The sequence below is a fragment of the Nocardia sp. NRRL S-836 genome, from assembly GCF_001279525.1.
Classification (GTDB): domain Bacteria; phylum Actinomycetota; class Actinomycetes; order Mycobacteriales; family Pseudonocardiaceae; genus Lentzea.
Window position 1 is genome coordinate 234,471 of sequence record NZ_LGDY01000091.1, and the last position, 14,239, is coordinate 248,709.

A 14,239-nucleotide genomic window follows, 5' to 3' on the forward strand; every position below is an offset into this window, starting at 1 on the left:
ACGGAGGGCGGCTGGATCCGGGGGATCGGGAAAACAGCGGGTCCGCCTGGACGCCATGCGTTCGCTCATGGCTGACAAGACCCCGGTCACGTGGCCGATCCCGCTCGTGCTGCCGGCCGGAGGGTGTCCAACCTGGGTTCCTTGTGTCGCAACGGGGACTTCGCCCTTCGATCCGGTGTTCCGCCGGGCGTCGTGGCGGTGGCCGCGGGATGGCGGCTGGAGTCGCTCCACGTCGAAATTGTCGGTGGTCCTGCGTAGCGTCGTCGGTGTGACCCAGAACCTGGCCCGCACGGCGGGCGAACTGCGCGCCGCCGGGCACCGGCCGCGCGGCGTCAAGGCCGAGATCCGCGAGAACCTCCTCGCCGCTCTGCGCGAGGGACGCAACCCGTGGCCCGGCATCGTCGGTTTCGACCGCACGGTGCTCCCGCAGCTCGAACGGGCGTTGCTCGCCGGGCACGACGTGGTCCTGCTCGGCGAGCGCGGGCAGGGCAAGACCCGCCTGCTGCGCACGATCGTGTCGCTGCTGGACGAGTGGACGCCCGTGATCGAGGGCTCCGAGCTGGGCGAACACCCGCTCGACCCGATCACGCCCGAGTCACGGCGGCGGGCCGCCGAGCTCGGCGACGACCTGCCGGTGGTGTGGCGGCACCGCGACGAGCGCTACGCGGAGAAGCTCGCGACGCCGGACACCTCCGTCGGCGACCTGGTCGGCGACGTCGACCCGGTGAAGGTCGCCCAGGGCCGTTCGCTCGGCGACCCGGAGACGATCCACTACGGCATGCTGCCCCGCGCCCACCGCGGCATCATCGCCATCAACGAGCTCCCCGACCTGGCCGAACGCATCCAGGTCGCGCTGCTGAACGTCATGGAGGAGCGCGACATCCAGGTCCGCGGCTACACGCTGCGGCTGCCGCTGGACGTGCTGCTCGTCGCCACCGCGAACCCCGAGGACTACACCAACCGCGGCCGCATCATCACGCCGCTGAAGGACCGCTTCGGCGCCGAGGTGCGCACGCACTACCCGCTGGAGATCGACGCCGAGGTGGACCTGGTCCGCCAGGAGGCCGAGCTCGTGGCGGAGGTCGGCGACCACCTGCTGGAGATCATCGCGCGGTTCGTGCGCCACCTGCGCGAGTCGTCGTCGATCGACCAGCGTTCCGGTGTGTCGGCGCGGTTCGCGGTCGCGGCGGCCGAGACCGTCGCGGCGTCGGCCCTGCGCCGGTCCGCGCTGATCGGCGAGACGCCGGCCATCGCGCGGCCTGTCGACCTGGAGTCGGTGCCGGACGTGCTGCGCGGCAAGCTGGAATTTGAGGCGGGGGAGGAGGGCCGCGAGGACGAGGTGCTGGTGCACCTGCTGCGCCGCTCGATCGCCGACACCGCGCGCGCCCGCCTGGCCGGGCTGAACCTGAAGACGCTGGCCGAAGCCGTCTCGGACGGCCACCCGGTCGCGACCGGTGACCGGGTGCACGCCGGCGACCTGCTGGCGGCGCTGCCCGAGCTGCCGGTCCTGCACGAGGTGGCCGCCCGCCTGGGCGCCGGCCCGAAGGACCCGGTCGGCCGCATCGCCTCCGCCGTCGAGCTCGCGCTCGAGTCGCTGTACCTGACGCGACACCTCTCCAAGGACACCTCTTCCGACGACGACCGATCGGTGTACGGATGAGATACCGCTACGGACGCTGGGGCGGCGGCGCCGATCCGCTGGCGCCGCCCGTCGACCTGCGTGCGGCCGTGGACGAGCTCGGCCGCGAGATCATGGAGGGCGCCTCGCCCAACGCGGCCCTGCGCGAGCTGCTGCGGCGTGGCGTCGACGGCACCCGCGGCCTGGACGACCTGACGTCGCGGCTGTGGCAGCGGCGTTCCTCGATCCAGCGCCGCCACCGCCTGGACGGCACGCTGCAGGAGGTCCGGCGGCTGCTGGACGAGGCGCTGGAGGCGGAGCGGCGGGCCTTGTTCCCCGACCCGTCCGACGACGCCCGCTTCCGCGAGGCCCAGCTGGACGCGCTGCCGCAGGGCACCGCGGCGGCGGTGCAGGAGCTGTCGAACTACTCGTGGCGCTCCGACGAGGCGCGCCAGGCGTTCGAGCAGATCCGCGACCTGCTCGGCCGCGAGCTGCTGGACCAGCGCTTCCAGGGCATGAAGGAGGCGCTGTCCAACGTCGACTCCGAGGACGTGCGCCGCATCCAGCGCATGCTGCGCGACCTGAACGAGCTGCTGACCGCACACGCCGCGGCCTCACCGGACACGCCGCGCATGTTCGCCGAGTTCATGCGCAAGCACGGCGACTTCTTCCCGGAGAAGCCGCAGAACGTCGACGAGCTGATCGACGCGCTCGCCGCCCGTTCGGCCGCCGCGCAACGCATGATGAACTCGATGACCGAGGAGCAGCGCGCCGAGCTGTCCGCGTTGTCCCAGCAGGCCTTCGGCGGCATCGGCTCCCAGCTGTCCACGTTGGACTCGCTGCTGCAGCGCCTGCGTCCCGGCGAGGACTGGACCTCCTCGGCCCGGTTCCGCGGCCAGGACCCGCTCGGCCTCGGTGAGGGCGCGCAGGCGATGGCGGACCTGGCCGAGCTCGACGCACTGGCCGAGCAGCTGGCCCAGTCCTACCCCGGTGCCCGCCTGGAGGACATCGACCTGGAGGCGCTGGAACGGCAGCTGGGCCCCGAGGCCACCGTGGATGCCCGCCGGCTCGCCGAGCTGGAGAAGGCGTTGCGCCAGCAGAACATCCTCGAACGCGCACCGGACGGTTCACTGCGCCTGACCCCGAAGGCGTTGCGCCGCCTCGGCGAGACCGCGCTGCGCGGCGTCGTCGACCAGCTGCGCTCGTCGCAGGGCTCCCGCGAGACCGTGTCCGCCGGTGCCGCGGGCGAGCTGATCGGCTCGACCCGCCCGTGGCAGTTCGGCGACACCGAACCGTGGGACGTGCCCCGCACCCTGCGCAACTCCGTGCTGCGCTCGGGTTCCATGTCGCTCGACGTGGTCGACCTCGAAGTCGCCGAGACCGAACACCGCTCGCGCGCGGCGGTGGCGCTGTGCGTGGACACATCGTGGTCGATGGTGCAGGACGGCCGCTGGGTGCCCATGAAGCGCACGGCACTGGCCCTGCACCACCTGATCCAGACCCGGTTCCGCACCGACGCGCTGCAGCTGGTGACCTTCGGCCGTTACGCGGAGGCCGTCGACATCGGCCAGCTCACCGCACTGGAAGGCGTCTGGGAACAGGGCACCAACCTGCACCACGCCCTGCTGCTGGCCGGCCGCCACGTCCGCCGCCACCCCGACGCCCAGCCCGTCATCCTGGTCGTCACCGACGGCGAACCCACCGCGCACCTCGAACCCGAGGGCGACGCCGAGTTCAACTACCCGCCCCTGCCCCGCACCCTGACGAAAACCCTCAACGAGGTCGACTCCCTGGCCCGCCTGGGCGCCACGATCTCGGTCTTCAAACTGGGCGACGACCCCCGCCTGGCCGCTTTCGTGGACATCGTGGCCCGCCGCGGCGGCGGCCGCGTGGTGGCCGCCGACGAGGACGGCCTGGGCGCCGCCGTGGTCAGCGACTACCTGACCTCCCGCCGCCGGCGCCGCTGACCGGCCGATGCCGCCGACCGCGGTGCGACGCGGGTACCCCGGCCCACCGGGGTACCCCTGCGTGAGCCCGCGCCGCTTCCTGCTGGCAGCGGTGGCGAGCGGCCTGCCGTCGACGCTCCACGCCCTCGCGACGGGCGCAGACCCGTTGCAGGCGACGAAAGCCGCAGCCTCGCTGGCACCCCTGGCCAGGCAGCGGCCAGGCTCGGCCACGCTCGCCGGAACGCCGCTGCGCGGCGCGATCGTCCACGTCGCGGTGTCGGCGTGGTGGTCGTTCGTGCTGACGCGCCTGCGGGTGCGTGGCGTGCTCGGCGGCGCGGTGGCCGGGCTGTTGATCGCCGCGCTCGACCTGGAGGTCATCGGGCGGCGTTACCCGGAGGTGCGGGCGCTGCCTCGGGTGCCGCAGTGGCTGGACCACGTGGCGTTCGGGGTGCTCGTCGTTCCTCGATCGAGCCGAGGAACTTGAGCGCGCCCGCCCGGTGGGGCGCCGATTCCGGCGTGAGAACAGGGGCGGGGGCGGCGCGGGCAAGAGAGCGGTGGCGCTCGCCGGTTTCCGTCCCGTGGGCACGCGCTCGGCTGGTGCTGCTCTGTCGCGTGGGCACGCGCCTGGGCGGTGCTGCTCTGTCGCGTGGGCACGCGCTCGGCTGGTGCTGCTCTGTCGCGTGGGCACGCGCCCGGCCGGTGCTGCTCGTCGCGTGAGCACGCACCCAGCCGGTGCCGCTCAGTCGCGTGGCACACGGCTGGCCGGCGCTGCTCGGTCCGTTGGCCGCACCGCTCGCGAGGCCAGCGGCGGTGCCGCGTGCGAGCCGCCGCCGGAACCCCGGTTGCCCGGGTTGTGATCCTCGTAGCGGATCGGCTGGCACCTGGGAGGACGGTTGGCGAGGCGGCAGTACGTGGCGAGGGGCGTGCCCGGCGGGTACCGGATCTGGAACAACAGGTCGCGGCGGTGGTGGGGCGACCACTACGAGGTCTGCCCCGACGACCTGCTCACCGAGATGAACGGCGCCGCGGACCCCGCGCGGATCACCGCCCTGCTCCAGCGCTACCGGGCGCTCCGACGCTGAGTGAGCGCGGCCGAGCCCGCGTTGACTCGACCATCGCGTGTGGACCGCCGTGTGCGAGCGGCCGCGGGCTGGCAACTGGGTGTGGGAAGCCGCATGCGGGCCGCTGGGTGCGCACCCCGCGTGTGGCGTCGGATATGAGCGGCCGGGTGGTGGGCGCCGGGTGCTGGCCGCCGGGTGGTGGCCGGGCGGGAGTAGCCGGGCGCAGGCAGCCGCGAGCGAGCCACCAGGTCCAACCCGAGCGGCCCCGCCAGGCCAGGCAGGGCGGGAGCGTCAGTAGCTGTACAGGCTCGCCAGGCGGGGCAGGCGGCGGGCCATCTCGGATTCGTCGTCGAAGTCGAAGGACCAGTCGGGGTCGAGGTCGGGGTAGCGGATGGTGAAGGCGTCCTGGGGCAGGCGCATGCCGGTGGCGGTGAGGTGGGCGTCCCAGGCGATGGTCAGGGCCTCCTGGCACTCGAACTCGTCGCCGGACTCGGCCGCGGCGACGACGGCGGGGAGGTCGGCCAGCGAGTCGGGGGAGGCGACGGCGGTGGTGTAGACGGCTTCGCCCTGGGTGAGCAGCCAGCCGCGGAAGTAGTCGAAGCCGTCGTCGGAGCAGCCGCCGTTGATCACGTAGGCCGCCGCCCACAGCGGGTTGCTGTAGGAGAACGCCATGACGTCCCAGAGGACCTGCTGGGCGGAGACGATCTCGCCGGGCGGCAGGGGCGCCAGGAGGGACTTGGTGGCGGCGACCACGGCGCAGCAGTCCGACGGGTCGGGGACGGTGGCGCGGGCGTCGGCGATCAGCTTCCAGAAGGTGTTCGAGTCCACGTCAGCGAGCATGGCAGAGGGGACCGACAATTTTCGGCTGCTGACGAACCGGGCGGCAGCGCATAGGTTGGGAACATGATCAGGACTCTGTGGCGTTCGCTCGAAGCTGTGCACGCGATGATCTACTTCGCACCCCAGGCGGACAGCCGGTACGCGCAGGCCGGGCTCGACCGGCCGGGCGGGTACTTCGCGTCACGGGCCGCCGCGCTCGGGCCCGTGCCGGCGGAGGTCGTGATCGCCACCTTCTACAACTTCAGCCCCGAGCTCGTGAAGGCATGCATTCCCGCGGCGTGGGAGAAGGTCACGCCCGCGCAGATGATCGAGCTGCGGATGGCCGCGGCGGACGAGGCGTTGCGGCCGGTGCTGCCCGGCGACCTCACGGAGATCACCGAGCTGGCCAGGCGGGCCGCCGAGCGGTCGAAGGAGATGGCCTTCGGGCGGACCCTGTTCGCCGCGCACGCGGCTCTGCCGTGGCCGGAGGACACGGTGTTGCAGCTGTGGCACGCGCAGACGTTGCTGCGCGAGTTCCGCGGCGACGGCCACCTCGCGGCGCTGCTGCAGGAAGCGCTCACCGGCATCGAGGCGCTCGTGCTGCACGCGGCGTCGGGCGAGGTGCCGGCCGAGACGTTGCGCAAGACCCGCGGCTGGTCGCAGGAGCAGTGGGCGGAGGCCGCCGAGGGGCTTCAGCGGCGTGGGCTCGTCACGGCGGAGCAGACGCTGACCGAGGCGGGACGGGAGCTGCGCCAGCGTGTCGAGGACAACACCGACCGCATGAACGCGCCGGCCTACGACGTGCTGAGCGAGGCCGAGCAGCAGCGCTACGTCGAGCTCGGCGCGCCGTTGAGCAAGGCCGTCCTCGACGCCGGTCTGCTGCCCGGTCGGCGCTGACTACTCCGTCTCGTCCTCGCGGTGCGTGGAGGCGAGCGCTTTCTCGGTCACGCCGTCCTTGCCCGGCCGGCGTTTCTCCGGGTTGACCAGCGAGAAGTGCGCTTCCTCCCGCATCCGCTCGACCATGTGCGGGTAGTGCAGCTCGAACGCGGGCCGCTCCGACCGGATGCGGGGCAGCTCGTGGAAGTTGTGCCGCGGCGGCGGGGACGACGTCGCCCACTCCAGTGAGTTGCCGTAGCCCCACGGGTCGTCCTGCGGGGCCGGGTCGCCGTAGCGGTAGGAGCGGAAGACGTTCCACACGAACGGGAGCACGGACGCGCCGAGCACGAACGAGCTGATCGTGGAGATCATGTTCAGCGTCGTGAACCCGTCGCCTGGCAGGTAGTCGGCGTATCGGCGCGGCATGCCCTCGTTGCCGAGCCAGTGCTGCACCAGGAACGTGCCGTGGAACCCGAGGAACGTCGTCCAGAAGTGCAGCCTGCCCAGCGGTTCGTTGAGCATCCGCCCGGTCATCTTCGGGAACCAGAAGTAGATGCCCGCGTAGGTGGCGAACACGATCGTGCCGAACAGCACGTAGTGGAAGTGCGCCACCACGAAGTACGTGTCCGACACGTGGAAGTCGAGCGCCGGGGAGGCCAGCAGGATGCCGGTCAGGCCGCCGAACAGGAACGTCACGAGGAAGCCGATCGAGAACAGCATCGGTGTCTCGAACGTCAGCTGCCCCTTCCACATCGTGCCGATCCAGTTGAAGAACTTGATGCCGGTCGGCACCGCGATCAGGAACGTCATCAGCGCGAAGAACGGCAGCAGCACCGCGCCCGTCGCGTACATGTGGTGCGCCCACACGGCCACGGACAGCATCGCGATCGCCAGGGTCGCGAACACCAGGCCCTTGTAGCCGAACAACGGCTTGCGGCTGAACACCGGCAGGACCTCGGTCACGATCCCGAAGAACGGCAACGCGACGATGTACACCTCGGGGTGGCCGAAGAACCAGAACAGGTGCTGCCAGAGGATCACGCCGCCGTTGGCCGGGTCGAACACGTGCGCGCCGAGGTGGCGGTCGGCGGCCAGGCCCATCAGCGCGGCGGTGAGGATCGGGAACGCCAGCAGGATCAGCACGGACGTCACCAGGATGTTCCAGGTGAAGATCGGCATCCGGAACATCGTCATGCCGGGTGCCCGCAGGCAGATCACCGTCGTGGTCATGTTGACCGCGCCCAGGATCGTGCCCAGGCCGGACACGGCGAGACCCATGATCCACATGTCCGCGCCGACACCGGGGGAGTGCACGGCGGAGGACAGCGGCGTGTAGGCGAACCAGCCGAAGTCCGCCGCGCCGCCCGGCGTGACGAACCCGAGCACGGTGATGATGGCGCCGAAGAGGTACAGCCAGTACGAGAAGGCGTTCAGGCGCGGGAACGCCACGTCCGGCGAGCCGATCTGCAGCGGCAGCACGAAGTTCGCGAACCCGAAGAGGATCGGCGTCGCGTACAGCAGCAGCATGACCGTGCCGTGCATGGTGAACAGCTGGTTGTACTGCTCGTTCGACAGGAACTGCAGCCCCGGCCGCCCCAGCTCCGCACGCATCAGCAGCGCCATCAGGCCGCCGATCATGAAGAACACGAACGACGTGGTCAGGTACATGATCCCGATCTGCTTGGGATCGGTGGTCCGGAAGAGCGACAGCAGGTAGGACCCCTTCGGCCGGGCGCGGGCCGCGCCGGGATGGGGTACCACCGGTGTTGGCTTGATCGTCGTCATCGCGCCTCCTCCGTGACCTGAGTCATCGTCCTCCCGGTCAGACCGCGGGGCAATCCGCGACGAGCACCGCCGAGGTCACCGGGACCACCGGAGCGCCCACCGCGGTGCCGCTGACCTGCACGTAGTAGGCGCCGGGGGCCAATTCACCGAATTTGACCGACATGGCCTCGGAGATCGCCGGAACACGTGCTTCGACCTGTTTGCCGTTCTCGTCGAGCAACGCCACCTTCACCGCGCGGGCCGTCGTGTCGCGCAGCTCCACGGTGACCTCCAGGTCCTCGCCCACCAGCACCAGGTCGGGCACGCTGACCTGCGGTTCCGTCATCGTCACGTTCCTCGGCACGATCGGCTTGGAGGTCAGGAACGACTCGACCATGTCGAGCACCGCGGCGTTGTCCTGCAACGACGTGTGCTGCTCGGTGACCCGGTGCAGGGTGTTCGACGACAGCGCGAGGCCCTTGCGCGCGGCTCCGACCATCGGCACGGTCGCGTCGCCGTACAGCTCGTCGCCCTCGAAGGTCCGGGAGCAGGTCACCTTGCCGTCGGCGATCTTCGCCGTGGTCGCCGTGGGTTGTTTTCCGCCGAGGATCGCGTACGTCCGGTCGGCGAACGAGTCGCTCAACGCGCCGTGGAACGTCATAGCGTCCGCGACCATCTTCGTGTCGACCTCGGGCAACGTCGTCTCCGTCGTCTTGACCAGGCCGTTCGGTGACTCGATGCACGCGTACTCGGGCAGCAGCTGGTGCAGCGACGGCAGCGACCGGGCGAACCCGGTCAGGTCGACCGCCAACGGCCCCAGGCCCTTGCGCACGCCGTTGACCAGCTGTTCCAACGCCGTCGCCGCGCCGCGGTAGGGCGTGCCCATGGTGATCAGCTTCGCCGTGCGCTCGGCCATCCCGCACTGCTCGATGCACCACCGCGCGACCAGCCCGCCCATCGAGTGACACACGAAGGTGACCTTCGCGTCCGGGCCGAGGCGGTCCAGCGCCTCGTCCACACGACGGGCCAGCAGCGCGCCGTTGTACCGGTTCGACAGCCGCCAGTCGTAGGCGAAGAGCAGCAGGTTGCCCTTCTCGACGGTGTAGCCGAGCGAGTTCAGCCGCTTGGTGACCCGGTCGTAGCCCTTCAGCGGCGTCCAGATGCCCGGGACGACGTGCAGGTCGGCCATCAGCCCCACGGGTTCGATGCCGTCTCCCGGGTGCTCGTCGCCGATGCCCTGGGGCAGCGTCAGCCGCCGCAGGCTGCGTCCCAGCGACAGCACCGCCCGCAGCGCGGCCCTGCCGGAGACCTCCCAGACCATGCCGTCCCGGTCGCGCAACGTGCTGCCGAGGATGCCGGGCAGGACGACGACGAGATCGCTCATGGGGACTCCTCGGCGAGCTTGCGGATGAGGGTGAGCAGCTTCGGGTTCGCGGGCACCAGGTAGGTCAGCTCGTGGATCCAGCCCAGGCGCAGCTCCGCCGTCGGCAGCGCCAGCCGCTCGTCGCCCGCCTCCACACGCGCGACCACCTTGTACAGCGGGGCCAGCGGGTGCGGTTCCAGTGCGACGACGGCTTGGGTGAGCGCCTGCGGTGCCGCGGACGAGGCCAGTCGGCGCAGGACCGCCGTCGCGCGCTCCGGGTGTTCCAGCGCGTCCAGCACGAGGTCGAGCACGTCGGCGTCCTCGTCGGCGAGCAGCAGCAACGCGTGCACCGGCCGGTTGTCCCGGACGGTGCGCAGCACTTCCTTGTCGAGCAGGTCTTCCCGCCGCGTCGCGAGCAGCTCGCGGCGGCGTGCGGGGGAGGCGTCGACGAACTCGTCGGCGAGGCTCGCGAGCAGCCACGGCCGGTACGCCGCCGCCACGCCCTGCGCCCGCGCGGTCGTCCGCCGCGACTGGATCACCTGCGCCTCGATCAGGCTCGTGCCGTACAACGCCTCGGTGACCGCGACATCCGCCCCGGCCGACAACAGCTCGGGGTGCCCGAGCAGGACCGCGCGCTCCTCTGCGTAGGACCGCGCGAACACCCACGCGCGGGCGGTCCTGAGCAGCTCCCGGTCCACCGTCAGCCAGTCCGGCTCGGTGTCCCACGGCCACGGCCGGCCGGACGCGCGGAAGAAGTCGTGGTGACGGCGGGCGATGTCGTGCACGTCGTGCAGCGCCTGCCGGGACTGGCCGACGTGCGTGAGCGCCTGGCACAGCCACCTCACGGCGGCCGGGTCACCCGCCGTGGCCGCCGCCGCCCGCAGCATCAGCAGCGTGGCCAGGTGCGGTCCGGTGAACCGCGCGGCGACCCGGTCCCAGGCCTCCTCGACGATCTCCGGCTGCGCCAGCCGTGCGCAGACCACGTCGAGCGTGAACAACGCCGCCGCGAGCGTCGACAGCCGGTGCTCGTGCTCGGGCAGCAGGCACACCTCGACCGTCCGCAGCCCGGTCACCAGCGCCTCGCGCGGTTTCTCGGCGTCGCGCTGGCGGCGCATCAGGTTGTGCAGCGCCAGGCCGTGGTTGCGCAGCCCTTCGGCGAGGTCGGCGGCCTGGCGGGCGGAGTTCAGCGCCTCCTCGGTGCGCCCGACCATGCTGTAGGCGACGCTCAGCGCGAGCGCGGCGTCGACGAGCTGCGGGCGGAACGCGGCGTGCCGGCCCAGCGTGCCGCTGATGTCCGCGGCCTGCCCGGTGGTGCGGTCGGTGTCGGACAACCGCCCGAGCGCCAGATTGTCGCGGCTGAGCTCCACCAGCGCGGTCACCAGGTCCGCCAGGTGCAACGGGTTCGTCTGCGCCAGCGAGTAGTACAGCTCGACGGCCTGCTTCGACCGCTGCATCGCCTCGTAACGCCGCCCGGTCTCGCCGCACCGGGCCGCCAGGCACCGCATCGCACGGGCCCGCGGGGCGTCCGTCTCCACCGCCGCGACCGCGTCCCGTGCCGTCGCCAGCGCCTCCTGGCGGCGGCCGAGCATCGCGTAGAGCTCGCTCAGGTCCACCAGCGCGCCGCTGAGGTGCGCCACGTACGTCTGGTCCTCACCGGGCTGCGTGGTCGTCTTCGCGATGCGTTGCGCGAGTCGTTTGTGCGTCATGCTCTCCGCGGTCGTCGGGGTCGCCGCGACGAGCTCCCGGTAGCGCACCACGGCTTCCTCGGCGGGTGCCACGGCCTGTTGCAGCCGCCCGGCCTCGCGGAACCGGGTGCCCAGCCGGTTCAGCACGAAGGCGAGGTCCGCCAGGTACATCCGCAACGTCGGCACCAGCGCGCGGAAGTGCGCCGCGGCCTCCTCCAGCGGCTCGATCGCCTCGTCACCGCGACCCCAGTGCGCCAGCTCGTTCGCCGCCGCCGTGGCCGCGAGTGCGATGTCCGGCAACAACCTCCGGTTCATCGCCGCCAGCTCGCGCAGGCCGCTCAACGCCGCCGTGCCCGCGTGCCCGCAGTGCCGCCACGCGTACTTCCACAGGTAACCCGGCACGTCCGGCGGCACACCGGCCTCCAGCCGCTGCCGGTACAACCGGATCAGCGCGCACGCCACCGTCTCCGCACCCGGCGCGAACACCGCGTCCCGGCTGGGCGCCACCTGCGGCCGCAGGTGGTCGGCGAACGTCTGGTGCGTCAGCTTGAAGACGGCGGTGCCCTCCTCACCGTCCTGCACGACGTGACGGCCGAGCTCGGTCAGCACCGCCGTGATGTCGTCACGGCTGAACCGCTCGCCCGACAGGGCCTCCGCGACCGCGCGCCACTCCTCCTCGGGGAACCCGGCGCCGTAGCTCCAGGTCAGCGCCGTCAGCAACGGCCGCGCGGCCGGGACCTCCGCGAGCTCCCGGTCGAACGCGGCGTCGAGCGACAGCTTCAGGTCCGCGCCGCCGTCGGAGAGCAGCTGGTCGGTGATCATCCACGCGGTCAGGAACGGCAGCCCCGCCAGTTCGTCCACAGTGGACTGCGGCACGCCGGTGCCCAGCCTGGCCACCACGTAGTCGCGGACGTCGGCCTCGCTGCCCGCGTCATCGAGGTCCAGCACCTCCACCGGCGACAGCTCGGTGAGCAGCGGCGCGCCGCCCACGACCCGGTGCACCTGCCGCGTCGACACGATCACGACGGCGTGGTTCGCGAGCTTGGTCAGCAGCGACGTGGCGATCGAGAACGACTCCCCGCGCGCCTCGTCCAGGCCGTCGACGACGAGCACCGGCGGCGTGGCGAGCGTGCCGACCACGCCGACCAGCTCGGCGGCACCGCGGCGCGGCCCCTCCGGCGGCGGCACCAGCCCGGCGGCGACCAGCTGGCGGCTGAGCAGGTCCGCGACCCGGTCGGCGTCCATCGCGCGGGCGTGCACGGCCGCGTCGACCGAGCAGGGGCCGGGGTCGGCGTGCCGGAACGCCGGGCCGGTCGAGAGCAGCAGGTCGCGCTCGGCCTCGTTCGACAGGCTCACGACCCGGCCGAGCACCGCGGACTTGCCGGTGCCCGGCGACCCGGTGACGACCCGCAGCCCCGCGGTGCCGGACCTGACCCAGCCGACGACCTGGTCGACCTGCTCGGTGCGGCCGGTGAACCACGACCGGTGGTCGGCGGAGTCACCGCCGCGCGCGGCCAGCAGCAGGTGCTTGACCACGGTGTTCGCCGCGTAGAGCGGGTTGGGCAACATCGGCTGCGCCGATCCGTACTGCATGAACCGCGGCCGTTGCACGTCGCTGTCCCACGCGTTCAGCAGCGCCGTGCCCACCGAGCCGCCGTCCACGAGCGACGTGCGGTCGCTCCAGCGCAGCACGTCCACCTCGGCGCTCGGGCCACCGCGCAGCAGCCTGCGCAGCCGGCCACCGAACAGCCCGTCGCGGGCCGTCTCGACGCTGGAGCACGACACCAGCACACCCGCCCAGTGCAGCTGCCCGGTGAGCAGCTGCTCCTGCATGTCCGCGATCGTGCCCAGCGCCTCGTCCAGCTGCGTGCCCGAGTAGCAGGCGTCCACGATGACCAGCACCTGGTGCGCGCCGGACGCCGCGCACCACAGCACGAAGTCCTCGACCGCGATGCCGTCGGCGCCGCCGTCGTTGTCCCTGGCCAGCAGCCGGAGCTTGCCCGCGACCGGCACCGCGTGGCCGCTGAACAACGCCACCAGCGCGCCACCGTTCTGCGGGCTGCGCCGCAGCGCCTGCATGTGGGTGCGGACCTCGGCCTCGGTCGGGTCCGGCAACGGGTCGCCGTCGTAGCCCTTGAGCAGCGCACGCAGCTCCAGCACGTCGCTCGCGGCGTGCTGCAACGGCTGCAACAGCTCGTAGGAGCTGACACCGATGCCGACGAACCTGTCCCTGGCCTTCTCCCGCATTGCGTCTTACCCCCTGACCGATCCTCGCGCGGGGGCCGGAGGCGTTACGCCGGTTAACTCACTCGGACGAATCACCCTTGCGCAGCTCGCCGGTGTTCCTCTCCAGGAAGCGCAGCAGCTCGACGGGGAACGGCAGCACGAGCGTCGAGTTCTTCTCCGCCGCCACCTCGACGATGGTCTGCAGGAGCCGCAGCTGCAGCGCCGCCGGCGTCTCCTCCATCCGCCCCGCGGCCTCGGACAGCTTCTTCGACGCCTGCAGCTCGCCGTCCGCGGTGATGACGCGGGCGCGGCGTTCGCGTTCGGCCTCCGCCTGCCGCGACATCGAACGCTTCATGCTCTCCGGCAGCGCCACGTCCTTGATCTCGACCCGGTCGATGTCGATGCCCCACGACAGCGCGGGCGTGTCGATCATCAGCTCCAGGCCCTGGTTGAGGTTCTCGCGGTTGGACAGCAGGTCGTCCAGCTCGCTCTTGCCGATGATCGAGCGCAGCGACGTCTGGGCGACCTGCAGCATCGCGAACCGGTAGTCCTCGACGTTGATGACGGCCTTGGCCGGGTCGGCCACCTTGAAGTAGACAACGGCGTCCACGCGCACGGTGACGTTGTCGCGGGTGATGCCGTCCTGGGCGGGCACCGGCAGGGTGACGATCTGCATGTTGACCTTGCGCAGCTGGTCCACGCCGGGTACCAGCATCGTCAGCCCCGGTCCGCGCACGCCCTCCTGGAGCCTGCCGAACCGGAAGACCAGCCCCTGCTCGAACTGCTTGATCACCCTGGCGCTCATGGCGAGGCCGATGGCACCGAACGTGACGAGACCGCCGAGGACTTCGAGGACGACCATGAGACCCGCCTTTGCTCAT

At 71.7% G+C, this 14,239-nt stretch carries 10 protein-coding genes; 5 read left to right on the forward strand and 5 right to left on the reverse strand.

The window, feature by feature from the left end:
- Window positions 1-268 precede the first annotated feature (268 nt).
- The 4 genes from ADL03_RS12020 (at window position 269) to ADL03_RS12035 (ending at window position 4,646) form a co-directional block, all read left to right on the forward strand.
- Window positions 269-1,660 (forward strand): sigma 54-interacting transcriptional regulator, encoded by a 1,392-nt coding sequence (locus ADL03_RS12020; protein ID WP_053733959.1) that lies wholly within the window; start codon window positions 269-271, stop codon window positions 1,658-1,660.
- Entirely contained in the window at window positions 1,657-3,585 is a 1,929-nt protein-coding gene (locus tag ADL03_RS12025) for a VWA domain-containing protein (protein WP_053733449.1), read from the forward strand. The genes ADL03_RS12020 and ADL03_RS12025 overlap by 4 nt, the downstream gene beginning before the upstream one ends.
- A 61-nt stretch (window positions 3,586-3,646) precedes the next feature.
- On the forward strand, window positions 3,647-4,048 hold the full coding sequence (locus tag ADL03_RS12030; protein WP_053733960.1) for a hypothetical protein: 402 nt from the start codon (window positions 3,647-3,649) through the stop codon (window positions 4,046-4,048).
- Window positions 4,049-4,457: 409 nt separating this feature from the next.
- A complete protein-coding gene (locus tag ADL03_RS12035) occupies window positions 4,458-4,646 on the forward strand; it encodes a hypothetical protein (protein WP_053733450.1) in 189 nt (62 codons plus the stop codon).
- Between the two features lie 270 nt (window positions 4,647-4,916).
- On the opposite strand, the gene ADL03_RS12040 is transcribed toward ADL03_RS12035, so the two are convergent.
- On the reverse strand, window positions 4,917-5,453 hold the full coding sequence (locus ADL03_RS12040; protein WP_053733961.1) for a DUF4240 domain-containing protein: 537 nt from the start codon (window positions 5,451-5,453) through the stop codon (window positions 4,917-4,919).
- A 75-nt stretch (window positions 5,454-5,528) separates the two neighbouring features.
- Here ADL03_RS12040 and ADL03_RS12045 point away from each other — a divergent pair, with 75 nt between their 5' ends.
- Window positions 5,529-6,341, forward strand: a complete 813-nt coding sequence (locus ADL03_RS12045) for a hypothetical protein (protein ID WP_053733451.1) — start codon at window positions 5,529-5,531, stop codon at window positions 6,339-6,341.
- Here ADL03_RS12045 and ctaD read toward each other — a convergent pair whose 3' ends face one another.
- The 4 genes from ctaD to ADL03_RS12065 are packed head-to-tail and all read right to left on the reverse strand — an operon-like array spanning window position 6,342 to window position 14,220.
- Window positions 6,342-8,105 carry a cytochrome c oxidase subunit I gene (gene ctaD, locus ADL03_RS12050; protein WP_053733452.1) on the reverse strand — a complete coding sequence of 588 codons (1,764 nt, stop codon included), beginning with the start codon at window positions 8,103-8,105 and terminating at the stop codon, window positions 6,342-6,344.
- Window positions 8,106-8,142: 37 nt separating this feature from the next.
- Window positions 8,143-9,468 (reverse strand): triacylglycerol lipase, encoded by a 1,326-nt coding sequence (locus ADL03_RS12055; RefSeq protein WP_053733453.1) that lies wholly within the window; start codon window positions 9,466-9,468, stop codon window positions 8,143-8,145.
- The gene (locus tag ADL03_RS12060) at window positions 9,465-13,379 is read right to left on the reverse strand and encodes a tetratricopeptide repeat protein (RefSeq protein ID WP_053733454.1); all 3,915 of its coding nucleotides are present in this window, start codon (window positions 13,377-13,379) and stop codon (window positions 9,465-9,467) included. The genes ADL03_RS12055 and ADL03_RS12060 overlap by 4 nt, the downstream gene beginning before the upstream one ends.
- A gap of 58 nt (window positions 13,380-13,437) precedes the next feature.
- On the reverse strand, window positions 13,438-14,220 hold the full coding sequence (locus ADL03_RS12065) for a slipin family protein (protein ID WP_053733455.1): 783 nt from the start codon (window positions 14,218-14,220) through the stop codon (window positions 13,438-13,440).
- Window positions 14,221-14,239: the final 19 nt, after the last annotated feature.

Excerpts from the sequence above, each read along its gene's own strand:
- ADL03_RS12065 (WP_053733455.1), bottom strand. The coding sequence starts at position 14,220 with ATGGTCGTCCTCGAAGTCCTCGGCGGTCTCGTCACGTTCGGTGCCATC.
- ctaD (WP_053733452.1), bottom strand. The coding sequence starts at position 8,105 with ATGACGACGATCAAGCCAACACCGGTGGTACCCCATCCCGGCGCGGCC.
- ADL03_RS12060 (WP_053733454.1), bottom strand. The coding sequence starts at position 13,379 with ATGCGGGAGAAGGCCAGGGACAGGTTCGTCGGCATCGGTGTCAGCTCC.
- ADL03_RS12025 (WP_053733449.1), top strand. The coding sequence starts at position 1,657 with ATGAGATACCGCTACGGACGCTGGGGCGGCGGCGCCGATCCGCTGGCG.
- ADL03_RS12045 (WP_053733451.1), top strand. The coding sequence starts at position 5,529 with ATGATCAGGACTCTGTGGCGTTCGCTCGAAGCTGTGCACGCGATGATC.
- ADL03_RS12055 (WP_053733453.1), bottom strand. The coding sequence starts at position 9,468 with ATGAGCGATCTCGTCGTCGTCCTGCCCGGCATCCTCGGCAGCACGTTG.